The 26697-nt window shown below is 67.6% G+C and carries 24 protein-coding genes; 12 read left to right on the forward strand and 12 right to left on the reverse strand.

Going from position 1 to position 26697, the window contains the following annotated elements; genetic code table 11:
• Positions 1-25: 25 nt before the first annotated feature.
• The 4 genes from B7R21_RS01515 to B7R21_RS01530 are packed head-to-tail and all read right to left on the reverse strand — an operon-like array spanning position 26 to position 5406.
• On the reverse strand, positions 26-718 hold the full coding sequence (locus tag B7R21_RS01515) for a lysophospholipid acyltransferase family protein (protein WP_116281483.1): 693 nt from the start codon (positions 716-718) through the stop codon (positions 26-28).
• Entirely contained in the window at positions 718-2271 is a 1554-nt protein-coding gene (locus B7R21_RS01520; RefSeq protein ID WP_116281484.1) for a lactate racemase domain-containing protein, read from the reverse strand. Before B7R21_RS01520 ends, B7R21_RS01515 begins: the two co-directional genes overlap by 1 nt.
• Positions 2264-4594 carry an HAD-IB family hydrolase gene (locus B7R21_RS01525; protein WP_367379378.1) on the reverse strand — a complete coding sequence of 777 codons (2331 nt, stop codon included), beginning with the start codon at positions 4592-4594 and terminating at the stop codon, positions 2264-2266. The genes B7R21_RS01520 and B7R21_RS01525 overlap by 8 nt, the downstream gene beginning before the upstream one ends.
• On the reverse strand, positions 4591-5406 hold the full coding sequence (locus B7R21_RS01530; RefSeq protein WP_116281485.1) for a hypothetical protein: 816 nt from the start codon (positions 5404-5406) through the stop codon (positions 4591-4593). The genes B7R21_RS01525 and B7R21_RS01530 overlap by 4 nt, the downstream gene beginning before the upstream one ends.
• Before the next feature lie 83 nt (positions 5407-5489).
• Here B7R21_RS01530 and B7R21_RS01535 point away from each other — a divergent pair, with 83 nt between their 5' ends.
• Genes B7R21_RS01535 through B7R21_RS01545 form a run of 3 tightly spaced genes read left to right on the forward strand, consistent with a single transcriptional unit; the run spans position 5490 to position 8744 of the window.
• On the forward strand, positions 5490-6260 hold the full coding sequence (locus B7R21_RS01535) for an SDR family NAD(P)-dependent oxidoreductase (RefSeq protein ID WP_116281486.1): 771 nt from the start codon (positions 5490-5492) through the stop codon (positions 6258-6260).
• Positions 6261-6312: 52 nt separating this feature from the next.
• On the forward strand, positions 6313-7077 hold the full coding sequence (locus tag B7R21_RS01540) for a lysophospholipid acyltransferase family protein (protein ID WP_253259575.1): 765 nt from the start codon (positions 6313-6315) through the stop codon (positions 7075-7077).
• Positions 7074-8744 carry an FAD-binding oxidoreductase gene (locus B7R21_RS01545; RefSeq protein ID WP_116281487.1) on the forward strand — a complete coding sequence of 557 codons (1671 nt, stop codon included), beginning with the start codon at positions 7074-7076 and terminating at the stop codon, positions 8742-8744. Before B7R21_RS01540 ends, B7R21_RS01545 begins: the two co-directional genes overlap by 4 nt.
• Before the next feature lie 99 nt (positions 8745-8843).
• On the opposite strand, the gene B7R21_RS01550 is transcribed toward B7R21_RS01545, so the two are convergent.
• Positions 8844-9635 (reverse strand): endonuclease/exonuclease/phosphatase family protein, encoded by a 792-nt coding sequence (locus B7R21_RS01550; protein ID WP_253259576.1) that lies wholly within the window; start codon positions 9633-9635, stop codon positions 8844-8846.
• A 170-nt stretch (positions 9636-9805) separates the two neighbouring features.
• On the opposite strand from B7R21_RS01550, the gene B7R21_RS01555 reads away from it, so the two are divergent.
• From B7R21_RS01555 to B7R21_RS01570, 4 genes are all read left to right on the forward strand, one after another.
• The gene (locus B7R21_RS01555; protein WP_116281488.1) at positions 9806-11515 is read left to right on the forward strand and encodes a TolB family protein; all 1710 of its coding nucleotides are present in this window, start codon (positions 9806-9808) and stop codon (positions 11513-11515) included.
• 226 nt (positions 11516-11741) lie between these two features.
• Complete coding sequence (locus B7R21_RS01560; RefSeq protein ID WP_253259577.1) at positions 11742-12329, forward strand: MOSC domain-containing protein; 588 nt, start codon at positions 11742-11744, stop codon at positions 12327-12329.
• Positions 12330-12436: 107 nt separating this feature from the next.
• Positions 12437-13411 (forward strand): TIGR03557 family F420-dependent LLM class oxidoreductase, encoded by a 975-nt coding sequence (locus tag B7R21_RS01565; RefSeq protein ID WP_116281489.1) that lies wholly within the window; start codon positions 12437-12439, stop codon positions 13409-13411.
• Positions 13412-13544: 133 nt separating this feature from the next.
• A complete protein-coding gene (locus tag B7R21_RS01570) occupies positions 13545-14297 on the forward strand; it encodes a dienelactone hydrolase family protein (RefSeq protein ID WP_116281490.1) in 753 nt (250 codons plus the stop codon).
• Positions 14298-14467: 170 nt separating this feature from the next.
• Here B7R21_RS01570 and B7R21_RS01575 read toward each other — a convergent pair whose 3' ends face one another.
• Positions 14468-15247: an FAD-binding oxidoreductase gene (locus tag B7R21_RS01575; RefSeq protein ID WP_253259578.1), complete on the reverse strand. Its 780-nt coding sequence runs from the start codon at positions 15245-15247 to the stop codon at positions 14468-14470.
• A complete protein-coding gene (locus tag B7R21_RS01580; RefSeq protein WP_116281491.1) occupies positions 15216-15809 on the reverse strand; it encodes a molybdopterin-dependent oxidoreductase in 594 nt (197 codons plus the stop codon). Before B7R21_RS01580 ends, B7R21_RS01575 begins: the two co-directional genes overlap by 32 nt.
• 84 nt (positions 15810-15893) lie before the next feature.
• Here B7R21_RS01580 and B7R21_RS01585 point away from each other — a divergent pair, with 84 nt between their 5' ends.
• Positions 15894-16991, forward strand: a complete 1098-nt coding sequence (locus B7R21_RS01585) for a hypothetical protein (protein ID WP_116281492.1) — start codon at positions 15894-15896, stop codon at positions 16989-16991.
• 29 nt (positions 16992-17020) lie between these two features.
• On the opposite strand, the gene B7R21_RS01590 is transcribed toward B7R21_RS01585, so the two are convergent.
• The gene (locus tag B7R21_RS01590; protein ID WP_116281493.1) at positions 17021-18433 is read right to left on the reverse strand and encodes a cryptochrome/photolyase family protein; all 1413 of its coding nucleotides are present in this window, start codon (positions 18431-18433) and stop codon (positions 17021-17023) included.
• Positions 18433-18924 (reverse strand): MarR family winged helix-turn-helix transcriptional regulator, encoded by a 492-nt coding sequence (locus B7R21_RS01595; RefSeq protein ID WP_116281494.1) that lies wholly within the window; start codon positions 18922-18924, stop codon positions 18433-18435. The genes B7R21_RS01590 and B7R21_RS01595 overlap by 1 nt, the downstream gene beginning before the upstream one ends.
• 271 nt (positions 18925-19195) lie before the next feature.
• Between B7R21_RS01595 and B7R21_RS19630 the strand changes: the two genes are divergently transcribed.
• Entirely contained in the window at positions 19196-20158 is a 963-nt protein-coding gene (locus tag B7R21_RS19630; RefSeq protein WP_147305768.1) for a hypothetical protein, read from the forward strand.
• 140 nt (positions 20159-20298) lie between these two features.
• Here the strand turns inward: B7R21_RS19630 and fdhA are convergent, their stop codons facing one another.
• From fdhA to upp, 3 genes are all read right to left on the reverse strand, one after another.
• Positions 20299-21522, reverse strand: a complete 1224-nt coding sequence (gene fdhA, locus B7R21_RS01600; RefSeq protein WP_116281495.1) for a formaldehyde dehydrogenase, glutathione-independent — start codon at positions 21520-21522, stop codon at positions 20299-20301.
• A gap of 135 nt (positions 21523-21657) precedes the next feature.
• Positions 21658-22401 carry a winged helix-turn-helix domain-containing protein gene (locus B7R21_RS01605; RefSeq protein WP_116281496.1) on the reverse strand — a complete coding sequence of 248 codons (744 nt, stop codon included), beginning with the start codon at positions 22399-22401 and terminating at the stop codon, positions 21658-21660.
• A 403-nt stretch (positions 22402-22804) separates the two neighbouring features.
• Positions 22805-23437: a uracil phosphoribosyltransferase gene (upp, locus tag B7R21_RS01610; protein WP_116281497.1), complete on the reverse strand. Its 633-nt coding sequence runs from the start codon at positions 23435-23437 to the stop codon at positions 22805-22807.
• A gap of 68 nt (positions 23438-23505) precedes the next feature.
• Between upp and tadA the strand changes: the two genes are divergently transcribed.
• The 3 genes from tadA to B7R21_RS01625 all read left to right on the forward strand — a co-directional run bounded on the left by tadA (position 23506) and on the right by B7R21_RS01625 (position 26692).
• Entirely contained in the window at positions 23506-23982 is a 477-nt protein-coding gene (tadA, locus tag B7R21_RS01615) for a tRNA adenosine(34) deaminase TadA (RefSeq protein WP_116281498.1), read from the forward strand.
• Between the two features lie 178 nt (positions 23983-24160).
• Positions 24161-25609 (forward strand): hypothetical protein, encoded by a 1449-nt coding sequence (locus B7R21_RS01620; protein WP_147305769.1) that lies wholly within the window; start codon positions 24161-24163, stop codon positions 25607-25609.
• A 111-nt stretch (positions 25610-25720) separates the two neighbouring features.
• Complete coding sequence (locus B7R21_RS01625; protein ID WP_116281500.1) at positions 25721-26692, forward strand: DUF4397 domain-containing protein; 972 nt, start codon at positions 25721-25723, stop codon at positions 26690-26692.
• Positions 26693-26697: the final 5 nt, after the last annotated feature.

Here is a 26697-nt window from a genome sequence, read left to right on the forward strand (position 1 = left end):
CTGAGCAGCATCGGTTGTGAGACTTCTACTGCCACACTCGGCGTCTGGTCGGGCCGGTCGGTGTCGCTGTGGCCTTCCACATCCGCCGCCAGCCGGCCTCTGGCTGCCCCTCGGTCTCCCGGGGAACGACGACGTCGGCCGGCGACCTCCGTGCGCCGTACCAGCCTCGAGACTCCTCGGCCAGCCCGACCTCGATCGCCTGGGCGATACTCTCGGTCACTGCGGATGATTCGTCGCCGGAGCCCGCTCGGATTGGTCGGGAGAACAGCACCGAGACGCGGGGACGCCCGGGCTCCACCGTGAGGCGCCACGGCGGGAGGGCCCGGAAGGTGCCGAGGAGCGCCACCGGCACGAGCGGCACACCGGTGCGGATGCCGAGAGCGGCTGCCCCGAGGTCGAGCGGAGCGAGCGATCCATCGCCGGTGCGGGTCGTCTCGGCGAACAGCAGCACGCTGGTGCCGCTCTTCAGCAGGGCGGAGAGGCGGCTGGCCGACCGGAGGCTGAGGGCCTGGTCCACGAGGCCCCGGATGCCGCCCCGCGGTTCCACGGCAACCGAGACCAGCCGTGGCACGACGCTTCGGAGGGCATTCCGCACCAGCGCCTCGTCGAGCTCCGACGGGTGGTTCGCCACGAAGATGAACGGCCCGCCCTGCTCCTTCACGTGTTCGAGACCGTGGACGGACGGCGTGACGGCGAGCCGGATCGCGAGCCCGGCCATCAGCTGACCTCGGAGATACTCACCGGTGCACCGTGCACGTAGGTGATCGCCGGGGCGAGCCCGACCGAGCCGGAGGCCATCTCGAGGGCGTCGGCGAGGGTCGAGGCCGACTTGAAGCCGAGGCGCCTGGTCGAGCCGTGGTCGCCGCCCACGAAGATGATCTCGCCGAGGTGGGCGATGGCCGGAGCAGCGGAGTACCAGGCGTGGAACGGGTGCAGCGCATGGTTCGACGAGCTGGTCTGGTAGACGTGCCGGTACCACGGGTCGGCTGCGAACTTCTCCTCGAACTGCTCCGAGATGACGGCCGGATCGGTGCTCTGGGTCAGTACCTCGGCGAAGAAGTCGATGTAGGCGGGGTCGTGGAGCGGGTGGAACCACGGGGTCAGCGGGTGGTAGAAGATCGCGGTTCCGCCGGCCCGCACGACGGGCTCCGCGGTAGCCCCGTTGAAGATCTGGCCGAGTCCGAGGGCTGCCGCCGTGACGGGGTTCAGGCTCGACCCGATGGTTCCCGGGTTCGGGATGCCGAACAGCGCGACATCCGCCGGCCTGTCGAACTGGGCGACCTGCTGCTGGGCCAGGAACGCCTCGGTCAGCGGATGCACGGAGCTGGGTTTTCCCGCGACCACCGAGGTGACCCCGTAGCCGACCCCCGAGACCTGAGCCAGGCCGATCCGGGCGCGGGCGGGAAGGATGCGCGTGGCAGCCTGGAGCCCGGCGGAGAGGGCGCGGTCGGTGAGGCTCCACTCCCGCTCGCGCTTGCTGAGGAAGGCGGAGGCGGGGCCGGTGGGCTCCGGGGTGAGGGTGACGTCGACGGTGAAGACCTGGGCCTTGTCGCCGATGGTGTCGACGAGGTCGTCGAACGCGTCTGTGCTGATTTCAGCTGCCGCTGCCGCCGTGCGTACCGCGAACGAGCCGCGGGCCCGCGCCGTCTTCGCACCGATCAGCTTGGTCGCAACGGCCGCAGCGCCCTCGTTGCCGACCGCCGTGGCGAGGCGCACCGAGATGACGAGGTCGCTCGACGCGACCCGACCGTTGACCTCGATCGGGGTTCCGTCTGCCAGCTCGCCGACCACCTGGAGGTTCTCGTCTTCGGCGTCGTGGCTTCGCACGTGGTCGGGTGCGAACGAGGCGTACACGCGCTCGCCCAGCACGCGCTGCAGGTCGTGCGCGGTGAGGCGGCGCCGGAGCCCTGTCGCCGCGATGAGCTCGACGTCGTCGACGCCGGCTGCCGCCGCCCGTTCGAGCACGAGTTCGATGACGCGCTGCCGCACATCCGGAGCCGTACGGCTCGTGACCGGCTGCGAGAGGTCTTCGAACACGATCGTGACGCGGGAACCACGCTTCAGGAGCGCACGGAGCGGTTCGCTGTCGACGGGGGCGTCGAGTGCACGGCTGATCGCCTCGTCGAGCGAGCGGATGCCCTGCAGCGCCTCGGGCGGGTACAGCACGCTCGCATCGACCGGGAGCCGCTCGAGAAGAACCTTCTCGCCCTGGAACACGACGAGCGGAGGAGTCTGGGCATCGACGCTCAGAACGAAGCCTGGTCTACTCATGGGTGATTTCTTTCGGGCTCGGGCCGAGGGCCGGGGTGGAGGATGCGCTCTGCACGATGTCGCCGCGCAGCAGCTCGCCGACGGTGTCGAATCGGCTGTGGTTGTGGTCGCTCCACTGGTGGATGCGCCAGTGCTTCTGGGTCGCGTGCTGGAACAGTGCGGCGTCGGGGTTGACAGCCTGCGGGTTGCCGACGAGTTCGAGCCAGGCACGGTCGGCGATGCTGTCACCGTACGCGTACGACTTCTTCAGGTCGATGCCCTCACGCTCCCCGTAGAGGCGGAGCCACGCGGCCCGGGCCTCGTCGACGAGCGGGGGCTTCGAGAGGTGGCCCGTCCAGATGCCGTCCTTCGAGTGCATGTGGCTCGACACGACCTCGTCGAACAGGGTGACGAACGGTTCGACGAGCACATCGATGGCCCCGGTGACGAGGATCGTGCGGTGCCCGGCCTCGCGGTGCTTCCGGATCTGGCGCACGGCCTCCGGGCGGATCCGCTGCAGCAGCACGTCGCCGACGGTGTCGTGGATCAGCTGGCGGAGCGCCTGCTCGTCGACACCCTCGTACCGCCGGTAGAACGTGCGGATGAACTCGCCCCGGTCGCGTCGGTCGGCGGCGAGGTACTTCGGGAGCGAGCCGAACAGGTTCGCGAGCTCCTGCGGCCACTTCGCACGATCGAGGCTGGCGAGCCGCACCCAGAGGTACTGCTCGACGATGTTCGAGGCGAGAACGGTGCCCTCGAGGTCGAAGAACGCGGCCGCCTCGGGGTTCTGGGGCAGGGGCTTCTCGACCTGGGCCTTCGCGCGGGGCCGCGAGCTGAAGGTGCGCATCAGCGTCGTGACGGCCGGGAAGTGAACCTCCTGCAGGTAGTTGTCCCAGTCGATCTCGGTGGCGTCGAAGCCGAACGTCTGCCGGGCATCCGGCGGCAGCGTGTCGTTCAGCGCCGCCGTGCGGGAGTCGTCGTAGATGATCTCGGCCTGCGTGTAGTTCTGGTAGAGGTCGCTGTAGGCACGGAGGAGCTCGAGATCGGTCTGCCGGGCGGAGGCCTGCCGCATGAAACTGCGGGTGGTCTGGGTGGAGGGCAGGCGGAGCAGCGTGCGCTGCAGCAGCTTGTTCGCACGCTCACCCGTGCGGAGGCTCCGCGCGATCGCCCGGGCGCCGGGGAAGTCCCAGTAGGGGGTGCGGATGTGGCCGCGCTGCTCGTCGGGGATCGGATTCGCGCGGAAGTACTTCAGCACGTTCTCGTAGATCTCGCGGAAGGTCAGCGGGTTGCGCCCACCGGAGGAGAGGTGGAAGTACTTCGGGTCGGCGGGGGCCGGCGGGTTGGCCGCCACGGCGAGCGTCGCGTTCACGACGATGTCGACCGGGATGATGTCGAGGATGCTGTCGGGCAGTCCCGGGAATTCGGGGACGAGCCCGCGGCCGTAGGCGATGATGAGCGGATCCGCCACCTTGAAGCCGTCGATCCAGCCCGGGAACGGGTGCTTCAGGGCGCTCTCGATGATCGCGGGGCGCACGACGGAGAGCCGGTGGCCGTTGCCGGCCCAGAGCTCCTCGGCGACCCGCTCGCTCATCGATTTCGTGAAGGCGTACACATCCGCCCAGCCGACGCTCTGCGCGCGGGTGCGCCCGTAGTCGACGAGGCGCTTCGTGACCCATTCGGTGCGACCGATCTCGGCCGCGATGGCGACGGCGTGCGGGCCGACCTTGCCGTTGTCGAGCTTCGCGTCGGCGATCATCTTGCGGAGCACCTCGGGGCGCCTCGAGGAGGCCTCGACCGTGGTGCGGGCGGCCAGCGCGGCCGCCATCTCGTCACGCCACTGGATGGTGTGCTTCAGGCTGGCCTCGAGAACCGTGCCCTTGTTGATGCCGCCGACGTACGCGGTCGACACGTGCACGACGTGCGGGTCGCTGCCCGTCGCGAGCAGAGCTTCGTAGAGGCCGACGGCACCGCCGACGTTCGTCTTGAACGCCTCGTCGATGGGCGGGTCGAAGGAGACGGTCGAGGCGCTGTGGATGAGCACGTCGAGGTCCGCAGGAAGGCCCGCCACCGATCCCATGCTCGACTCGATGACGGAGATTCGCTCCGTCATCGCACGGTCGACCTCCTCCTGGCCGACGCGTTCACGCCACTTCGAGAAGACGGGCTTTCGCAGCAGGCTCTTCAGCCGCGCCTGGCCGGTGAGCGAACCCTTCGGCCTGATGAGGAGGGTCATCCGTGTCGTGGGGTAGTCGGCGAGGAGCTTCTCGAGAATGGCCTGGCCCACGAAACCGGTCGCGCCGGTGAGCATGATGTGCTGGCCCTCGAGGGGGGAGAAGGCGCTCACGCGGCTGCCTTCACGCCGTAGCGCCTGGTCGCCCTCGTCATGACCTTCAGCCCGCCCAGGCCCGGAAGTGCATCGACACCCCGGTCGACGCCGAAGACTCCAGCACGCCCCTCGGCGTCACTGAACAGGTACTTCATCATCAATCGGGTCTCCTGGATCGGTTGCTCGTGCGTGCCCGTCGGCACCCACGAGCGCCTGAGCGACGACCGGGTGAGCTTCCGAGCCGATACCGATTCTTCCAGTCTTCGCACGGTTTCGCCTTCGAAGAACTGCAGATGCCGGTCGCGGAGCTTCTGGAAGGCGGCCAGAACCTCGACCAGCGCGGGATTCGGGTCGTTCTTCGACAGCTGGGAGTAGGACACCCGGCTCACCAGCTCGTCGATGTAGCCGCGAGTGACGTGGCCCGCGATGATGTCCTCACCGATCAGGTTCGAGCGGATGGCCGTGACGATCGGCGACACCCTGTCGATGGCCTCCCGGGTGAATCGCACGACACCGGAGCGTGCGCGGTGCGTCACGGGAGCGAAATCCGGGTGCACGGCGATGATGCGGTCGAACGCATCCGCGATCCAGAACTTCTCAAACGCCCACGTCGCGAGGAACGCCGTGAGCCGCGCATCCTTGTGGCTCGGGGTCACCAGCACGTCGCGCATGTGGTGCATCGTGAAGTCCTCGAGGTCGCGCAGGTACGCCAGCGTCTGAAGCGTCTGGTCGGTGAGCGGATGCTCGGCGAACGCCGCCAGCGGCAGGGTCGCCTCGTGGCTGCCCGCCGCGGTGCGGGTGTATTCGCGGATGTCGAAGTCAGAGGTCATGGTGGTCTCCGGTCGGGCAGAGGAAGTGAGTATTCATACAGCGGTGCATCAGTCGTTCGTCGCCATCACGTATCGTGATTGCCATGGTTACGGCAATGGTCACGGGTGGCACCTCGGGTATCGGTGCGGCGTTCGCGCGCGCACTGGCAGACCGGGGTGACAACCTGGTCATCGTCGCACGCGACGAAACACGACTCGCCGAGACCGCCGAGTCGCTGCGCACAGAATACGGCATCGATGTCGAGACGATCTCGGCCGACCTCGGTGAGCGCGCCGATGTGCTGCGCGTGGCCGCCCGTCTCGAAGACACCTCCTCGCCCATCGACATGCTGGTGAACAACGCAGGTTTCGGCGTGCACGCCTCTCTTCTGGCCGTCGACACGACGCCGCACGAGCGCGCGATCGAGGTGATGATCCGCGGCGTGCTCATGCTGGGGGCCGCTGCCGGGCGCACGATGCGTGAGCGCGGGTCGGGAACGATCGTCAACGTGTCGAGCGTGGCCGGCTTCATCACGATGGGGAGCTACTCGGCCGTCAAGGCCTGGGTCGCGTCCTACAGCCAGGGCCTCTCGGTCGAGCTCCGAGGTTCGGGAGTGCAGGTCACGACGCTCTGCCCCGGCTGGGTGAAGACCGAGTTCCACGCCCGGGCGGGCATCCGGGAGTCGTCGATCCCGAACTTCCTCTGGGTCGATGTCGACGAGCTGGTGGCGGCATGCCTGGCCGATGTGCAGAAGGGCAAGGTCATCTCGGTGCCCTCCCGCCGGTTCCAGTTCCTGATGTTCGTGATCAAGCACGCTCCGCGGAGCGGAATCCGCTGGGCGTCGGGAAAGATCTCGTCCAGCCGCAACGACTGACAGGGTGCCGCACGCGTTTCGGTTCCACAGGCGGAGTGGGTACTCTGGGTTGGTGCAGTTCGGCAACAGATACACCTCTAAGGCCCAAGCGGGTGCCCGCTTCGTCGCCCAGCGCCTGCTGCTGAAGCCGGTCATCTGGTCGATGGTGCATGTGACCATCACCGATCGCGCCCTTCTCAAAGACGTCAGGGGCCCGTACATCGTGGTGGCGAACCATTCCAGCCACCTGGATGCGCCCCTCATCCTCGGGTCGATGCCCTCGCGCCTCTCCCGCTACCTCGCGGCCGCTGCTGCGGCGGACTACTTCTTCGACGTGTGGTGGCGGAAAGGCCTCACCGCGCTGTTCTTCAACGCCTTCCCGGTCGACCGCAGCGCGAACGCCCGGTCGACCGGCTTCACGGGCAAGCTCCTGAAGGCTGGAGTGCCGCTGCTCGTCTTCCCCGAGGGCACGCGCTCGAAAGACGGCACGATCGCCCCGTTCAAGGGCGGCGCCGCCGCGCTCTGCCTCAAGGCGGGCATCCCGTGCATCCCGATGGCCCTCGTCGGCGCCACGCAGGCCATGCCGCGCGGCCGCAACTGGCCCGTGCCCGGAAGGCCGCCCGTCCGGGTGCGCTTCGGCCAGCCGCTCATCGCCGCCGAAGGCGAGAACGTCACCGACTTCAACGACCGCATCGAGAAGGTCGTGCGCGAGATGCACGCGGCCGAGTTCGCGCTGTTCCTCGCCGAGACGGGCGCCAACGTCCACAATCACCCCACTGTCGAATCTGCCGATGCAACCGGCGACTCCGACGAGCACCCCCGTGAAGGAGCCGCATGACCGACGTCAAGCACATGAAATGGTGGGGCTGGGGCGTCGAAGGGGTGGGGTTCCACCACGAGGACAAGCCGGGCTTCGCGCCGTTCGTCGTCAACGCCGTCGGCATCGATGTGTGGCGGGAGCCGGTTCCCCCGGTCGCCTTCTCCGAACTCGACGTTCCCGCATCCCAGGCACCCGCAGAGCTCCTCGAAGCCCTCACGACGATCGTCGGGCCCGAGTTCTCGACCGTCGACGATGAAGAGCGCGTCGTGCACACGTACGGCAAGAGCATCCGTGACCTGATCCGTGTGCGTGCCAGCACGTTCGCGCGGGTGCCCGACGTCGTGGTCTACCCGGCAGACGAGAGTGCGGTGCAGCGCATCGTCGACCTCGCGGTGTCGCTCGACGCCGTGGTCATCCCGTTCGGCGGCGGCAGCAACATCGTCGGTTCGCTCGAGCCGATGCCCACCGAGACCCGTACCGTGATCTCGCTGGACATGGGCCGGCTCTCGCGCGTGCTCGACATCGACGAGTACTCCGGGCTCGCGGTCATCCAGGCGGGCGTCCTCGGCCCCGACATGGAGGAGCAGCTGCAGGCCCGTGGCTGGACCATGGGCCACCAGCCCGACAGCTTCACCTACTCCACCCTCGGTGGCTGGATCGCAACCCGCTCATCGGGCATGCAGAGCGACAAATACGGCGACATCGCCGACATCACGAAGGGCCTCCGGGTCGTGCAGCCGGGCAAGCTGCTGGTCGTCCGCCCCATCCCCTCGTCTGCCACAGGCCCGAGCGTGCGGGAGGCCATCCTCGGCAGCGAGGGTCGTCTCGGCATCATCACCGAGGCCACCGTGCAGGTGCACCGCCTGCCCGAGAAGCGCGAGGTCATCGGCTACCTCTTCCGCGACTGGGAGTCCGGCCTCGCCGCCATGCACGACATCAACACCAGCGATGCCGCGCCCTCCATCACCCGGGTCTCGGATGCCCGTGAGACTGCGTTCTCGTTCTCGACCTCGAAGGCCTCGCACGGCATCAGTGGCCAGGTGCAGAAGGCGCTGTTCGCGTTCCTGCAGAAGCGCAGCTGGAACCTCGACGAGGTCTGCCTCTCCTTCATCGGCTACGAGGGTTCGGCCGCCAACGTCGCACACCAGAAGAGCCTGGTCGGCAGCATCGTGAAGAAGCACGGGGCGATCACCCTCGGCAAGGGCCCGGGTACCCTCTACGACCAGAAGAAGTTCGACACGCCCTACCTCCGCGACTTCCTCCTCGACCGCGGTGCGGCGGCGGATGTCTCGGAGACCTCCGCCCCGTGGTCCCGCCTGAAGCCCCTCTACGACAACGTCTTCGCGGCGGCCAACAAGGCCTATGACTCGCTCGGCGAGAGCGGCTGGATCATGTGCCACCTCTCGCACTCGATGCACTCCGGCGCCTGCCTCTACTTCACCTTCGCCTTCACGCACGACGGCGTGGATCCCCTCGCACAGTACGACGTGGTGAAGTCCGCCATCCAGCAGGCCTTCATCGATTCGGGCGGAACGCTCTCGCACCACCACAGCGTCGGTGTCGAACATTCCCAGTGGACGGAGCAGGACATCTCGGTGGCCGGCGCAGACCTCATCCAGGGCATGTTCACGGCCGTGGACCCGGGCAAGAACCTGAACCCGGGGAAGATCCTCCGCCGGGACTGAGCGTCAAAAAAGGGGCCCCAGCTGGGGCCCCTTTTTTGTGTCTGTTCAAGGCCTGAAGGGCCCCTCCGGGGCCATTTCGTGCCTGGCTTCGCTCCGCGGTTACTCGACGCCGCCCAGGACGGGATCCTGCGGGTCGTGGCCCGCGTCCTGGAGATCCTGCGCCTGCTGCTCGTGCAGGTTCTGGCGCTTCAGGATCTCTGCCGTGATGAGGATGGGGCGGTGGTCGGAGAGGCCCTTCGGGAGGGTCTCGACGAGCTGCACATCCATGCCCTTGGAGGTTGCGAAGTCGAAGTGGTAGGCGATCGACTTCGAGTAGTAGTAGGTCGGCCCGTCGCTCAGCGAGAGCGAGAACCCCGCCTTCTCGACCTGCTTGATGAGCCGGCTGCGAAGGAGCGGATAGTTGAAGTCACCGGTCATGACCGTGGGGACGTCGCCCGTCAGTTCGGTCAGATGAACGTGTGCCTGGGCGATCTGCTGTCGGCGGAGGAGATTCGTCGCCGAGAGCGGTGAGGCGTGGAACGAGGCCAGTTGCACATCCTGTCCGGACTGCAGGTCGACGAGTCGCGTGGTGAGCAGGCGTTCGATGCCGGGCAGCAGCACGCGGTCGTGCAGTGCCTTCCGCAGCGTGAAGGCGTGGGAGTCGAGCGCCGTGAAGCGGTCGGGGCGGTAGTAGATCGCGAGCCCGAGTTCGCTCTTGTAGGTGGCCGCGCTCAACTGCAGCTCACCGATCTGCTCGGGCATACGCGTGCCCTCGCCCTCCTGCAGGCACAGGGCATCGACGGGGTGGCGCAGGACCAACTCTTCCAACTCGGCGACGGCTGCATGCCGCCGCAGGTTGTAGCTCATGATCTTCAGGACGAACCACCCAACTCTTGCACCCCTGTCTGTCACCAGTAGTCTAACCAGCTTCGCTGAGGGGCTCGTGCGAACTCTCGCTCGCATACAGCGTGGTATTCGTAGGCGTCTGCGCTGCGGTTTGGTCGCGGGGTTGCGGCTTCCTCGCGGCGTCCTGTAGCTTAGCTGACCAATGCTCACTGTTTGACCTACGACCCGAGGACGCCATGCCCCAGCCCACCCTTTCCGCCTCGCGGCTTCGTCGCCTGATCGCTCTCGGCGGTGCTGCGGTCACCGTCGGCGCGGTCTGCCTGTGCGCTTCAGGGGCCGCTCTCGCGGTGCTTCCGACCCTCGACCAGACGGTGATGACGAGCGTCACGCCCGCGTCGCCGCCCAACGCAGGGGACCACGCTTCTGGTGAGAGCAGCGTGTCGTCCGATGGTCGATTCGTCGCGTTCTCATCTCTGTCAGACGATCTTGTCTCCGTCGGCAACCACGAGAAGTCACAGGTCTACAAGCGAGACCAGCTCACCGGAGTCACCACGCTCGTGAGCGCGGCACTGGCCGGAACGGACTCAGCCAATGCCGATGCGACCGACCCATCGATTTCCGCTGATGGCCGCTTCGTGTCGTTCACCTCCTCAGCCCACAACCTCGCCCTACCACTTGACCTTGCCGACGACCACAAGCAGGTCTTCATCCGCGACACGCTCACCGGCGTGACGCGAAAGGTCAGCCTGACGCCCCGTCAGCTCTCCGGCGGCAACGGTGACTCGGAATGGTCGTCGATCTCGGCAGATGGATCGAGAGTGGCCTTCCAGTCGGCGGCGACGAATATCCTGCCCGGCCTGGCGACGACCGACACCCAGGTCTACGTCGCCCAGAACGCGACCGACCCGGCCATTCAGCTGGGAAGTGCCCGGGACGGTCTGCCCATCACTCTTCCCAACGACGACTCGACCCACCCTTCCCTGTCCGGTGACGGGCAGTCGGTGGCATTCGCCAGTGCAGCGAGTGACATCACCGCGGAGACCGGCAATGGCCAGACTCAGATCTACGTGCACAGTGTGCTGGCCTCGACCACGACGTTGATCACCTACGCCGCAGGTGATCGCACTGAATTCGGTGACGGGTCGTCCGACCATCCGTCGGCCTCCTTCGACGGTTCTCGTGTGGCCTACGACTCGAAAGCGACCAACCTCGTCGGAGTCATTGTCGGTCGGTCGCGACAGGTGTTCCGGTACGACAGTGTTCGGGAGCAGAACATCCTTGTGTCCTTCGATTCGAGCAACAGTGCGGGTGCCACGGGCGACTCGTCTGCACCCTCGATCTCCGCCAGGGGCGATGTCGTTGCGTTCACCTCGATTTCCCAGGGCCTCACGACGATACCGACCTCGGCGAAGACACAGGTCTACACACGGAACATCGATGTCTCGAGGACCCGGGTGGTGAGTGTGCAGCGCGCGAATCCCGCTGCCGGTGGAACGGCTGACTCGAACCAGGCAGCACTTTCGGGCGACGGCAACTATGTCGGGTTCACCTCGCTGGCTCCCGGTCTGTCCGAGACGGCTGGGTCGTTGGATGCGCAGACCTACCTGCGAGCCATAACTGCCGTCACTCCGCCTACGACGACTCCGCCTACGACGACTGCACCGCCGACGCCGACGCCGACCGGTACCGGAACCACGGGTTCGACCGGATCACCGTCGACGACGGGTGCGCCGACCACGGGAACAGGCGGGGGCGCTGGAGGCAGCGACCGGGGTGGCTCAGGCACAGACGGAGGGCAACTCGCGTCGACCGGCCTGAGCCAGGCGCCGATCATCGCTGCGGGGGTGGCCGCTGCGGCGCTCGCGCTTGTCGGTGGGTCGATCCTCCTAGGATCGCGGGCGGCTCGCCGCAAGAAGCAGGCGGCACGCTCGGTGGATCCCGAGTAATACCGCAGGGCGGTGGCAACCGGCCATTGCCGCCCCCATACCCTCAGCTCTCGCGGCCTTCGCTCACTCCCCCCGGGCGTCGGCCGCGAGTCATGGCCGGAGCCGCGGCCACCACCCCCACCCCCCCCAGAGGACGGTCGCGGCTCCACTCCCAACTCCGCTCGCCGACTGCAATCCGCCCGCCCGCCCCGCCGGAGAGTCACCGGCCCCGGCGTACGCTGGGAGGGTGCAGCAGGCAGACAATGGTGGCAGCGGTGAGCTGGACTACCGTTACGAGGTCGAGATCGCGCACCTGCTGGCGTCGCCGCTGCACCGGTACGAGGGGCGGCCGGGCGACGGGCCGCGGCCCGTGCCGACCGGAGCTCCCGATGAGGTGCGGCAGAGCATCCAGCTGCGGGCGCACCTCGGCATTGTCGGCGACCGGCACTTCGGGCATGCGGCGCACCGCAGCGCCTCCGTGACGGTGATGGCCGTCGAATCGGTCGAACACGTCGAACGGGTGCTCGGGCTTGCGGCACCGCTCGATCCGTATGCCACACGACGCAACATCCTGCTCCGAGGAGTCGACGTCGATCTGCTCAAGAAGGCCCGGTTCAGTCTGGACTCCGGCCAGGGTGCAGTCGAGTTCCGCGGGCATCGGCCGGCGAATCCGTGTGCGTGGATGGACGTGATGCTCGCCCTGGGAGCACACCAGGCCCTCCGGGGGCGAGGCGGTGTGCGGTGCGAGCCGGTCAGCAGTGGAACCCTGGCGGTGGGCCGGGCGGTGCTCCGATCATCCATCGCCCTCGAGACCAACGGGTCAGTGCTCTTCTGAGGCCGACAGCAATGGGTTGACAGGTTTGGACGGGAGGCGAAACGTGGGAGAAAGCGCGCGCACGCCCACGCGAGCACACCGTGAAGACACTGCCTACAGGAGGAATCATGACCCGCTGGGGATACACGCTGATGACCGAGCAGAGTGGACCGAAGGAACTGGTGAAGTACGCCGTCGACGCCGAGAACGCCGGCTTCGACTTCGAGGTCTCGAGCGATCACTACTCGCCGTGGCTGGTGTCGCAGGGGCATGCTTCCTACGCCTGGACCGTGCTCGGCGCCGTCGCGCAGGCGACGAACCGGGTCGAACTGGCCACCTACGTCACGTGCCCGACCGTGCGGTACCACCCCGCGATCGTCGCGCAGAAGGCGGCAACCCTGCAGTTGCTCGCCGACGGCCGCTTCATCCTCGGGTTGGGCGCCGGCGAGAACCTCAACGAGCACGTGGTCGGTGAGGGCTGGCCGATGGTGGATGCCCGGCAGGACATGCTCGAAGAGGCTGTGCAGATCATCCGCGAACTCCACAAGGGCGAACTCGTGACCTGGGAGGGGGAGTACTTCCGTGTCGACTCGGCACGCATCTGGGACCTGCCCGACGGCGGGGTTCCGATCGGTCTTGCGGTCTCGGGAGAGAAGTCGATCGCCCGCTTTGCTCCGCTCGGCGACCACCTGATCTCGACGGAGCCCGAGGCCGACCTGATCTCGGGCTGGAGTGCGGCGCGCAGCAGCGACCAGCCGGCCTCACGTTCCATCGGCCAGGTCCCGATCTGCTGGGGCCCCGACAAAGCCGAGGCGATCTCGCTCGCGCACGACCAGTTCCGCTGGTTCGCTGGCGGCTGGTCGGTGAACGCCGATCTGCCGACGACGGCGGGTTTCGCGGGTGCGAGCCAGTTCGTACGCGAGGAGGATGTGGCCGACAGCATCGCCTGCGGCCCCGACCTCGATGAGCTCGCCGAGAGCGTCAGGCCGTTCCTCGAGGCGGGCTACATCGACATCGCACTCGTGCAGGTGGGCGACCAGCGCCAGCAGGAGTTCCTCGACACCGTTGCCGAGCCGCTGCTCGAAAAGCTGCGCGCGCTGTGACGCCGCACCTCCCCGCCGCATCCAGCCGTCGTGAAAGAGGTCCCGGCGGCCGTTGCGTCGAGTCGAGGTCCACCTCCGGCGTGGTCCTCTTCTCCGACGCCACGCAACGCGCGGCGGTCGGTAGGCTCAGCGCATGAGCGAACTGGGCGCACCCACCGTCAGCGACGTCGACCTCACCGGGCAGGCTCTGGTCGGCATGAGCCCGGGCCTTCACGGAGTGCTCGCCGTGCCGGCGGGTGAGGGCCCCTGGCCCGCCGTCGTCATGGTGCATGAAGCGTTCGGGCTCACTGAGGTGATGAAGCGGCAGGTCGAACGGATGGCCGCGGCCGGCTTCCTCGTCCTGATGCCCGACCTCTTCGTCGACGGCGGCCCGCGCAAGTGCCTCCGCGCAACGTTCCGAGCGATCACGAGTGGGCACGGCCGGGTGTGGATCGACGTCGAGGCGGCCCGCTCGTACCTCGTCGGGCGCGAGGACTGCACGGGGCGAGTCGGCGTGCTCGGCTTCTGTATGGGCGGCGGATTCGCTCTCGTGGCGGCAGCCGACCGCGGGTTCGATGTGGCCTCGGTGAACTACGGCCGGCTTCCGCGCGATCTCGACGACGCCCTCATCGGTGCGTGTCCGATCGTCGGCAGTTACGGCGGACGGGACAACACCCTCCGCGGAGCCGCCGCGAAACTCGACGCGGCTCTGGAGGCCCGTGGCATCCCGCACGATGTCACGGAGTACCCGGCTGCGGGCCACTCGTTCCTGAACGATGCCCCCACAGGCCCTGCGGCGCTCCGTCCGCTGATGAAGGCGATCATGGGTGCCGGCCCCGAACCCGAGGCCGCGGCAGATGCCTGGGCCCGCATCGACGCCTTCTTCGGGCTGCACCTCGCGGGTTGAAGCCGCCCGGCCCTTCCGCCGCCGTGTGCCGCGCCCACACGCTGCCGCGCCCACACGCTGCCGCGCCCACACGCTGCCGCGCCCACACGCTGCCGCGCCCACACGCTGCCGCGCCCACACGCTGCCGCGCCCACACGCTGCCGCGCCCACACGCTGCCGCGCCCGGGCCGCTACGCCCCGCCGAACCGCTCGGTCAGGATGCGCGCAGCCGGATGCCCGAACTCGACCAGCCACCCGGAGATACCCTCGACGAAGCTGTTCGGCCCGCAGAGATACGTCGTGGGCGACGAAGCGACCGGCAGGGTGAGCATCGCCAGTTCGTCGCGCATCACGCGGCCGATCGAACGGTCCGCACCCGTCGGCGCCTCCCGGGTGAACGCGTAGTCGACCGTCAGCGATCCGCTCGACGAATCGACGAGCCGCCGGAGCTCCTCGGTGTAGAACGCGAACTGCGGCCCGCGCACCGAGTACAGCAGCCGCATCGGCGCGGGATGCCCGGCCGCTGCATGCGTGCGGAGCATCGACATCAGCGGCACGATCCCCGACCCGCCGGCGATCAGTTGCACGGGTTCGGTCTGCGAGACCTTCCAGACGAAATACCCGCCGACCGGCCCCCGGATCTCGAGGTGGTCTCCGATCTCGAGCCCGCGCACCAGGTAGGGCGAGACCTCACCGTCGTCGAGCTCCTCCACCGAGAACTCCACATTCACCCCCGACTCAGCGAGACCGGAGGGCGCAGCATCCACCTCGCCCGAAGCGATCGAGTACTCCCGCGACGCGCTGTACCCATCGGGCGCCGTCACCCGGATGTCGACGTGCTGCCCGGCGAGGTGCCCCGGCCAGCCGGGAACGTCGAACACCAGGGTGCGCGCCGTCGCCGTCTCATCGTGCGCCGCCACCAGCCGGGCGGCCTGCCACTCAGGAATAGCGTTCCTCTTTCCACGGGTCACCGATGTCGTGGTAGCCGTACTGCTCCCAGAACCCCAGCTCGTGGTGGCTCATCAGGGTGATGCTGTTGACCCACTTCGCGCTCTTCCAGAGGTAGAGGTGCGGGATCAGCAGTCGCGCCGGCCCGCCGTGCTCGGGTGCGAGGTCGGAACCGTCGAACTGGAACGCGATCCACGCCTTGCCGCCGAGCAGGTCTGACGTGCGCACGTTCGTCGTGTACCCGCCGTAGCAGGAGGCCATCGCGAACTCGGGGGTGGTGTCGACGCCCTCCAGCAGGTGATCGAGCGAGACACCCCGCCAGCCCATGCCGAACTGCGACCAGCGCGTCACGCAGTGCAGATCCACCGTGAAGTCGTCGACGGGGTTGCCCATCAGCGTCTCCCAGTTCCACGCCTTGAGCGTTCCGCCCGCGTCGCGCACCGAGAACGCCCAGTCGTCCTTCGCGATCGTCGGCGTGGGGCCCGCGGAGAGAACCGGGAAGTTCGTCACCTCGTACTGCCCCGGGGGCAGGAGCGGGTTCGCATCACGCCGCCTGCCGACAAAGCCTGGAGAGAAAATGCCCATGATCTCTTCCTTTCGCCCGATGATCTTAAACTCAATCTAGCGAACGGGAAGCCCGCGCTGTTCTATCCGGGGGAGGAAGCTCGCATGACGCTCTTCGACTTCGACGCACCGGGCGACGGATTCGAGCCGCCTGAGCCGCCGGTGCCGCGCAGCCGGGCGGCGGTGCTGATCCGCCGCATCGCCCTGATCGTCGTGATAGCGGTGATCATCGGGGTGCCGGTGGGGGCCGTGGCATGGAGTTTCGTGTACCAGCGCGTCGAAGACCAGGTCGAGGTCTGGCAGTACCGCCCGAGCCCGGCGATCAGTGAGATGGCTGCCGAATCCGGCATGAGCGACGAGGGCCGGTTCTATTTCTACGCCAGCGCGCCGACGGTCGAGAACGCTGCCGACTTCCAGAGTGTCTGCGGTTCGTCGAGCGACGATTTCGTGCTGCTCGGGTGCTACACCGGTTCGAGCATCCATGTCTTCGATGTGGCGGATGCCCGGCTGAGCGGCATCCGGGGCGTGACCGCCGCGCACGAGATGCTGCACGCGGTCTACGCGCGGCTGAGCGACTCCGACCGCAGTGATCTCGACGTGCTGCTCGAGCAGCAGTACGAGGCGCACAAAGACGACCCGGACCTCGCCGCCCGCATGCTGAGCTACGCCACAACGGAGCCGGGCCAGCGCGACAACGAGCTGCACTCCATCTTCGGTACGGAGGTTGCCGGTCTCAGCCCTGCTCTCGAAGCCCACTACGCGAAATACTTCACCGATCGCAGCAAGGTCGTCGCGCTGAACGCTTCGTTCGAGGCGGTATTCAACCAGATCCACGACCAGGAGAGCGCGCTCGCCGCCCAGGTCAGCGCTGCCGGTGACGCCATCGACCGCGAGAGTGCGCAGTACTCCGCCGACAGCGACACTCTCAGCCAGGATGTTGCCGACTTCAACAGCAGGGCCTCGGCCGGCGACATCGTGAGCCGTGCCGAATTCGACCGGCAGCGCGCGGCGCTGGAGGGACGCCAAGCCGACCTTGCGACTCGTTACACGGGGATCCAGAACGACATCACGGCGTACAACGCTCTGCGAGACCAGCTCGAGGCACTCAATTCACAGGCCCAGGAGCTCGGGCGAAGCCTCGACAGCACGCTCCAGGTGCCACCGACTCCGCCGCCCGCCCCGGCCCCGGTCGCGGGCGGGTAGGCGCCGACTCACAACCGGATGCCCGGGTCTCAGCTGCCCCGGATCGTCTCGTACGCCGCCAGCGCGCGCTTCCGCGACTCGCCGAGGTCGACGATCGGCTCCGGATACCCGGGCGTTCCCGCCTCGGGCACGTACTGGTTGATGTACTCTCCGCCGCCGTCGAACTTCTTCGCCTGCAGCTCCGGATTGAACACGCGGAAGTAGGGTGCGGCATCCGCTCCCGAACCCGCGACCCACTGCCAGTTCATCGTGTTGCTGGCCGGGTCGGCATCGACCAGGGTGTCCCAGAACCAGGCCTCGCCGAGCCGCCAGTCGAGCAGCAGATTCTTGACGAGGAACGAGGCGGTGACCATCCGGATGCGGTTGTGCATCACCCCGGTCTGCCAGAGCTCCCGCATGCCGGCATCGACGATCGGAATGCCCGTCTGGCCCTGCTGCCAGCGTCCGAGCACCTCGGGATCGGGGTCGTTCCACGGGAACGCGTTGAACGCCGGGCGCATGTTCTCTGTGCCGAGCTTCGGCCAGTGGTAGAGCAGGTGGTAGGCGAACTCGCGCCAGCCGATCTCCCGGAGGAAGGATGCCGCACCGTCGGCCGACGACGCATCCCGCATCCCGTGCCAGACCTGGAACGGGCTCATCTCCCCGTGCCGGAGCCGTGGCGACATTCTGGAGGTCGAATCCTTCGAGGGGAAGTCGCGCTCGCGCTGGTAGTCGCCGAGCCCCTCCTTCTCGAAGGCGCGGAGTTCGGCATGGGCTGCCTTCTCGCCGGGCGTCCACGTGTCGCGGAGTCCGGCGGCCCAGTCGGGCCTGGTCGGCAGGAAGCCCCAGTCGCCGAGCTCCTCACTCGACACAGCCTTCGCTCCGTTCGCGCCGGTCGCACCGGTGACGTGGCCGGCCGAGGGTGCAGGCAGTGGATGCCGCGGGGTGGGCGCGCCGAGGCATGCCCGCCAGAACGGGGTGAACACCTTGTACGGCTGGCCCTGCCCCGTGCGGAGCGTCCACGGTTCGAAGAGCAGGTTGGCCTGGAAGCTCCGTGCCTCGACGCCCGCCTCCTTCAGACTGGTCTTGATCGACGCGTCGAGTTCCCGCTCCGCGAGACCGTAACGGCGGTTCCAGTACACCGCGCCGGCCTTCGTCTCCCGCTGCAGTCCGGCGATGACATCGGCAGCGGGGCCGGAGCGGAGGGTGAGGCTGAGGCCCCGGGCATCCAGTTGATCGGCGAGAGCGGTGAGCGAATGGTGCAGCCACCACTTCGCGGCCCCGCCGTTCGGCCTGATGCCGGGGGAGTCGTCGCTGAAGACATCCGCGTTCGAGTAGTCGGTCTCTTCGTCGAAGACGTAGACGCAGACAATCGGTTCGCCGCGTTCGGCGGCGGCGTGCAGGGCCGGATGATCGCCCACCCGCAGGTCGTCGCGGAACCAGACGATGCTGGGGGAGGCCATCAGGCGCCCGGGGTTTCGACGATGCAGTCGTCGTCGACACCGCTCGCGCCGATGCGGAGCTTGTCGCAGAGCGCCGCCAGCTGGGCGAGTTCGTCGTCGGTGAGCGCCTTGGTCATCTGGCCGGTGATGGAGCGGCCGTGGGTGCGTGCGGCATCACGGTAGACGTCGAAGCCCTTCTCGGTCAGCGCGACGATCGTGCCGCGCCCGTCGGTGGGGTCGACGGATTTGGCGACAAGACCCCGCAGGGCGAGCCGGTCGACCAGCCGCGAGACGCTCGGCTGGGTGAGGAGCGTGCGGGAGTTCAGGTCGCGGATGCGCATCCGCCGTTTCGGCTGGAACGACAGCGTGTACAGCACGTCGTACTCGGTGAAGGAGACCCCTTTGAAGGGAAAATCTTCTGCGAGAGTGCGCATCACCTGCACCTGGGCGCGGAAGAGGGACTCCCACGAGGCGATCGGCGACACCTTTGTCACAAGGGTTCTGTCAGTCATGACTACAGGGTAGTTCGTCGGTGGTGTCGGGCCGGGTGGGTTGCGCGCGTGGGCCGTTAAACGGACAAGAGCCGGTCGTAGAGGCTAACGACCGGCTCTTTCCCTTGCACCAAGAGTGTCCTGCAATCACATTCCGCGCTTCGCTGCCACAGCAAACAACTAACGCTCTTGAACTATATAACGGTTGCGTAACGGAGCGCTAGTTACCCAATCGTTATTTTTCCAAGAGTTTGCCCAGAGGACGTTTCGGCCCCTTCCGATAACATGACGTATGCTCATTTTGATCAAGAGGTTCCTCAGGTCCCTCGCTCTCAGCGCCTGCACGGTCGTCGCGGCAGCAATATTCATCGTCATTCCAGCCTCGAGTTCATCCGCACTCGGCTGCGTGCTCGGACCCAGCCTGGGAGCGGCCGCTGCCAAGGTCGGAATCTCATGCCCCACCGTTGAGGGCGATGGGGGAATTGAAGGAGAGGGTGGCGGCGCGTGGGGGTCGGCGCCCGGAGCGTGCAGGTATGGATGGAGCAACGCCAACCTGCCCGCAGGTCTCTTCGATTACCTGCAGACTCTGCCAAGTAAGACAAATGACTTCATGGTGGGTAGGCAGCACATTAATCAGACTGTGTTCCAGAAGAACGGAAAGTTCGCTGGTCGAATCTCCATCACTTTTCGCGACGACAGCAGCTTCGTCATGACGGTAGATCTCCTCAATCGATCCTGGGGTAGCCACGAGTTTGTCTACTTCGATTGTGCCCAATCTTCGGGCGGCCCGACGTATGAGAATCTCGGCGGGAGTCTCTTCCTCGCTATGCCTGGCTCAACCGATCCTGTCCCTGCGGGTGTTCGAGGCTCGATAGTGGCGCATGGCGCAACATCTTCCCTGCCCGCTAAGAAGTTCCTCCTTCGAGTCGACGTCACGAACGCGGGTACCTCAAACAACTATGCGGAGATTGATCTCGGACTGGCGGGATATTCGATCGACACGATTCCAACTCTTCCCGCGGGTATGAATTGTGTGCCCTTGGAGGGGCTCATTTGCTCCTACAACGGGCTGAACGCCGGACAGACGGTGACGGTCGTGCTGGTGCTGAGTCAAGAAAATGACCTACCTGGCGGCACTCCCGTTGATATTGCAGTGTCCGCTTCGGGATTTCAAAAGGTACATGTCGTTGACGGCGTTGTTGCTCTAAATCGGCCGGTGACAGTCAGCAATCTCTACAGGATCACACCACTTTGAAGTTCGGGTTTCGTGGGGGTGGCGGGTGATCCCGGGCAGCGAGAGTGCACAACCCGAGGACAATCTTCGAGTTGTGCACTCAGTTGCTGCCTGCGAATTGTGCCCTTCATCTAATCCACAGAATCACGCTCATTCAGCAGCTACGCCGCGTCGAGGTACCCGTTCGGGTTCAGAACGTACTTCGTGGCGGCACCGGCGTCGAATTCGGCGTAGCCCCGGGGAGCATCCTCAAGGGTGATCGCCTGCGCGTTCACGTTCTTCGCGATGTGCACCCGGTCGTGCAGGATCGCCTGCATCAGGCCGTGGTTGTACTTCATCACCGGGCACTGGCCCGTCGTGAACGAGAGCGACTTGGCCCAGCCGGTGCCGAGGCTCAGGCTGAGGGAGCCCTTCTTGGCGGCCTCGTCGATTCCGCCCGGGTCTCCGGTCACATACAGTCCGGGGATGCCCAGGGCGCCGCCCGCTGCCGTGATGTCCATGAGCGAGTTGAGCACCGTTGCGGGTGCCTCCGCCGCATCGGCACCGTGGCCCTGGCCTCGCGCCTCGAAGCCGACGGCGTCGATGCCGCAGTCGACCTCCGGGATGCCGAGGATCTGCTCGATCTGGTCGACGATGTCGCCCTGGCTGAGGTCGATCGTCTCGCATCCGAAGCTCCTGGCCTGCTCCAGGCGTCCGGCGTTCATGTCGCCGACGATCACCGCGGCCGCACCGAGAAGCAGAGCGGATGTCGCGGCCGCCAGTCCGACGGGCCCCGCGCCTGCGACGTACACCGTCGAGCCGACGCCCACGCCCGCGGTCACCGCGCCGTGGAAGCCCGTCGGGAAGATGTCGGAGAGCATCGTCAGGTCGAGGATCTTCTCGAGGGCCTGGTCGCGATCCGGGAACTTCAGCAGGTTCCAGTCGGCGTACGGCACCAGCACGAATTCGGCCTGGCCGCCGACCCAGCCGCCCATGTCGACATACCCGTAGGCGCTGCCCGGGCGGTCGGGGTTGACGTTCAGGCAGATGCCGGTCTTCCGCTCCTTGCAGTTGCGACAGCGCCCGCAGGCGATGTTGAACGGCACCGAGACGATGTCGCCGACCTTGATGAACTCGACGCCGGGGCCGACCTCCACCACCTCGCCCGTGATCTCGTGGCCGAGCACGAGGTTGACGGGTGCGGTCGTCCTGCCGCGCACCATGTGCTGGTCGGATCCGCAGATGTTGGTCGCGACGGTGCGGATGATCGCACCGTGCGGAACCTTCCGGCCGATGTTCGCCGGGTTCACGCCCGGCCCGTCCTTCAGCTCGAACGTGGGGTAGTCGATGTCGATGACTTCGACGACTCCGGGTGCCTTGTAGGCGACTGCTCTGTTCTCTGCCACGTGATCCTCCTTGATCAACGGCCCGGTTGGGGCCGGTCTGCCCAGCCTATGGCGGGCACGCCGCGTGCGGTCAGATCACGAATCCGATTGACAGTTTCGCCCCATCCCACTATCGAACGAACAGAGGGAGAAGGGCTAGATCAGGTCGGGGGACGGGGTCGAACTCTGGCGCACCGAGACGTCAGCGTGACGGTCGAAACGGTAGCCGACGCCGCGCACGGTGCGCACGATGTCCTCGTAGTCGCCGAGCTTCGCGCGGAGGCGGCGCACGTGCACGTCGATGGTGCGCTCATTGGGGATGTCGTCGAGATCTTCGTGGCCTGCGCCCCAGAGAGACGAGATGAGTTCGGCGCGCTCGATGGTGCGACCCTCGCGGAGCACCAGGTACTGCAGCAGCTCGAACTCCTTGTAGGTCAGGTTCGCGGCTTCATTGTCGAGTAGCACGCGCTTGCGGGAGAGGTCGACGACCACTCCGTCACGGGCACGATCGGACGGATCGGCTCCGGGCTCGGTGTTCTGGCGGTGCTTGGCGAGTGCGGACGGATCCTGCAGCGCGAGGCGCACGACCTCGACGTCACGACCTCCGGATCCGCGCGGCGCCAGGGCGACGGCGGCGTAGGTCTCGGAGCTCGGGGCGAGCTGGGCGACGAGCGCCCTGATCTGCGAGACGATCGAGCCGAGCGAGGTTCCGTCGGCTTCGGCCTTCTCCTCGTCGAGCCCTACATACACGACGAAGCCGCGGGCCTCGGTGCCGGCGGGCACCGCACGGATGTGGGGGGCCGGGGCAGCGGTCGACAGTGGCGCCGAGTGGATGGCCGGGGTCTCGGCCGGGGCGACGTAGGAGGTGGTGCGGGGGCTGGTCAGGTGTGCAATGGACACGGGGATGTTCCTTCGGGTGATGATGCTGTGCACCGGCGGCCACGAGGGGCCTGGCGAGCGGTGCTGTGAGTCGAGTCGGCAGGAGCCGGAGAACGGATGACGGCGGCGCGGCATCCGGGAGCCGTACGACGGCCACGCCCACAGAGTGCGGGTGCGGTGAGCGTCAGGGCTCGGCGAGGGGTGTTCTCGTCAGCGACACATTCGACAACGCATGGCCGCGCCGCCGGGCATCATCATGCCGGCGTTCCTCAGAGCCTCGAAGGAGGTTGGGGCGGTCGCATTGTCATACATACTCATGAGTAAAGCCGATTATCGGCGCCCATGTCAATTCTTTTGCGCGTATCCGGGCCGAATCGCTGGATGCTGCGGCAGTTCGCCTCAGGGCAGTGGCGAACACTGCGTGCTACACCAGGCCGTAGAGCCGGTCTCCCGCGTCGCCCAGCCCGGGCACGATGTAGCCGTTCTCGTTCAGTCGCTCATCCAGTGCGCCGAGCACCAGCGTGACATCGCGGCCCTCTGTGCGCTTCTCGAGCATCTCCACGCCCTCGGGAGCGGCGAGCAGGCAGATCGCCGTGACGTCGACGGCGCCCCGGTCGAAGAGGAAGTCGATGGCCGCGCTCAGCGACCCGCCCGTGGCGAGCATCGGGTCGAGCACGAAGCACTGCCGGTCGCTGAGGTCGTCGGGCAGCCGCTCGGCATATGTCGTGGGCTGCAGGGTCTCTTCGTTCCGAACCATGCCGAGAAAACCGACCTCGGCCGTGGGCACGAGTTTCACCATGCCTTCGAGCATGCCGAGCCCGGCGCGGAGGATCGGCACGACCAGGGGCCGCGGCTCGCTGAGGGCCACACCGGTGGTGGTCGTCACGGGTGTCTCGATGGTGACCTCGTTGATGCGCACGTTCCGCGTCGCCTCATAGGCCAGCAGCGTGACGAGCTCCTCGGTGAGTGCCCGGAACGTCGCCGACGGCGTGGTCTTGTCGCGCAGCACTGTCAGTTTGTGCGTGATGAGCGGGTGGTCGGCAACGTGTACTCGCATAGGCTCAATCTACAGGTGTGCCGCTGCCGCGGCACCGTCCCGGAACGGCTGGAGGAGCGCACGTGCCCATGCCGCTTCCGCCTGCCTCGCCCGAACACGACGGGTGGATGCTCGAAGCCCTCGCGGAGGCCCGGCAGGCGTTGCGCACGGCTGATGTGCCGGTCGGCGCGGTCGTCGTCGGCGCGAACGGTGAGCTGCTGGCCCGCGGGCACAACGAGCGGGAGCTGCTGAACGATCCGACAGCCCATGCCGAGATCGTCGCGCTGAGGCGGGCGGCCGCACTTCTCGGGGACTGGCAGCTGGCAGGCAGCACGCTCGTCGTGACACTCGAGCCCTGCGTGATGTGCGCCGGAGCCATCCTGGCCGCCCGCGTCGCGCGCGTGGTCTTCGGCGCCTGGGACGACAAGGCCGGGGCTGCCGGATCTGTCTACGACGTGCTGCGCGATCGTCGGCTGAATCATCGTGTCGAAGTGTTCGCCGGGGTTCGCGCCGAGGAGAGCGGCGAACTGCTCAGCGGCTTCTTCCGCGAACATCTTCAGGCATAGGACCACCCGGCACAACTCCCCCGAAGGGGTGCAGGCGTTTGCGAGCTTTTTTCGCCGTCATGTCGCAGAATGAGACCTCCTAGCATTCCTCTCGCGTTTCCTGCGCGGGTTCGTGGCCGATCCGAAACCGGCCGCAGACGGTGAGTTTCTCGTGGACTCGTCCCTCGATGTTCAACGCGTGACCGAGAGGTCGACTGCCAGCGGAGCTGAGCGCGACCTCGCCTCCGCCGAGCCTGCAGTATCCGGTACCCGCCGTGCGCGACTCTGGTTCGGCGGGCATGCGGTGTCGCTCGGCTGGTTCGTTCCGCCGATCGCCCTCGGAACCGCTGTGCATGCCGCGGTGCTGAAAGCCCGAGCCGCTCCGGATGACCTTCCCGCGGCGGTCGCGGCGGCCGGCTTGGCAACAGTGGCCGCCCTGCTTCTCTGGATGCTCGCGCGCCGCCTGAATCTCACTCAGCCGGCTGCCGCCCTTGCGGTCTTCGTCTTCCTCCTGTCACCGCTGGCACTCACCGCGCACACGACGCCGTCGCTCGAGAACGCTGCTGCGCCCGTACTCCTGGCGGGCGTCATCGTCGTCGTCGATCCGCGCAGAACCACGAGGCTCCGGATGATCGTGGGTGCCGTCGTCGCCGCCCTGCTGGCTGTCGTGCTGCTCCTCGAGCTGGCCGCGTCGGGTGCGCCCGCAACGTCGTCGGTGATCGGGAGGTGGTGGGACCTCGATCCCGCGATTCTGATTCTCGGCGCAGGCTGTTCGGTTGTGGCTCTCGCGGTGGCCCGCCTGAGACCGTTCGGTGTGGTCTCGCTCGGGCTGGTCCTTCTTGCCCTCCGCCCCGGAGCGGACACGCCTGTGCCGGCTGCCGCCCTGTGGCTGCCGCTCGCGGCGCTCCTCGTCGCCGCCACCGTGCAGGCCGCGACGCAGGCCGCGTGGGAGGCCGGTTTCACGGCCGTCTGGCTGGAGATCGTGGCCGGAATCTTCCTGGTCGCCGTGGTGGGTGTGTTCATTTTCGCCGCTCCCGCGCTCGCGCCGGGGTATCGCACGCTGCTGGAGGGTTCGCCGGGCGGGCAGCCCGGGCAACCCGGGGCTGTTCCGGCGCCCGCGCAGTCCGAGGTCGCCGGGGATGCCGCGGCCGCTCCGACGCCGCCGGCATCGGCCGGTGCCCCCGCTCCGGGGACGGGCGATCCGACGGCCCCCGCGGCAGAAGCGGGAGGCGGCCAGGCCCTCGCCGGGGCGGAGGCCCTGGCCCGGGCATCCCTCGGCCTGCAGTTGAGCACGAACCCGCAGTTGCAGCTCTCCGCCGAGGCCACTGCTGAGCTGGTCGCCGGCGATGTCGATGTGCGTTCCGTGCTCGCGCTCGCACAGCTTCTTGCTTCCACACCTGTCGCGGTCGCCGATTTCCCGGCGGTCGCCGGCGAGGTCGGCGCCCCGCGTCGGCAGATCACCATTTCCTCGCTCGGCGGCCGGTCGTCGACGGGCAGCACCGCAGTACGGAACGACGTCTCGGCATATTTCGAGAACCTCGCGCCGCCTCTCGGCGGGGCGGAGGTGGCGAGCGCGGGCGACGGAGTGCTCGTGACCTTCCCATTCGGCGAACCGGTCGACCTGTTGCCCGCCGGCCAGGGACCCTGATCGAAGGCCTCCGCTCCCGGAAGGCCGCTCTCCACGCTCTTCGCGCACCCCCCCCCGCCCGCCTCCACCGCGTGGCGGCCCACAGCACTCCCACCTCGGAAGGACCATCCCATGGCATCGCACTCCCGCACCGGCTCCTCGATCGCAGGGAGGCTCCCCGCGGCTGTGGCGGCGGCCACCATCGCTCTGGCCGCCTCCCTTCTCGGGTTCGGCAGCGTCGGAGCTTCGGCCGCGACGACCTCCTCCGCCGCTCTGGCTCCGGCCGCCGGGGCTTCCCCCGCCGCGGTGACGACCGGTTGGCTGCGGCTCGCGCATCTCTCACCCGACACGTCTGCGGTCGACATCCGGCTCTCCGCCCTCGCCGGTGGAACGCTCACGCAGTCGCTCTCCGACATCGGCTACGGAGGGGTGTCGGCCTACATGGCGCTTACTCCCGGCACCTACGTCGTCGCGATGGTTCCGAGCGGAGGCGACTTCACCCAGCCGATCATCCAGACCTCCGTGACCGTGGTCGCCGGCCAGCCGCTGACTGTCGCGGCCTTCGGGAAGAATGCAGATCTCAGGGCCGCCGTCTACCGTGACGATCTGACCACCCCGCCGGCGGGGCAGGCGCGGGTCCGGGTGGTTCAGGCCTCGACGATCGTGCCGACTGTGAGTGTCGCCACGTCGACCGGACGCTCGATCGCGACCGACGTCGCCCAGGGTGTCGCCACCGACTACGCGAGTGTTCCGGGCGGGCCTTGGAAGCTCGATCTCACCGCTGGCGCGGTTCAGTCGACGGCCGATGTCGATCTGGCGCAGGGATCCATCTCCACGCTCTTCGTGCTCGACACTGCCTCGGGGGGGCTGGCGCTGAAGCCGGTGCTGGACTCCTCCAGCGCCGGAGACCTCCCGGTGGGCGGCGTGCAGACGGGTGCAGGCGGCACTGCCCTCGTGCACACGAGTCCCGCCGGTGACAGCAATCGGCGCATCATCGACGTCGGAACGGGTGTTGTCTGCGTGCTGGTTGCCACGGTCGTGATCCTCGTCCGCCGTCGTCGCACTCGGTTGTCCGAGAGCAGCAGCGAGTCGGAAAGGCGCTGATTCGA

The sequence above is a fragment of the Subtercola boreus genome, assembly GCF_003399625.1.
Lineage (GTDB): Bacteria > Actinomycetota > Actinomycetes > Actinomycetales > Microbacteriaceae > Subtercola > Subtercola boreus_C.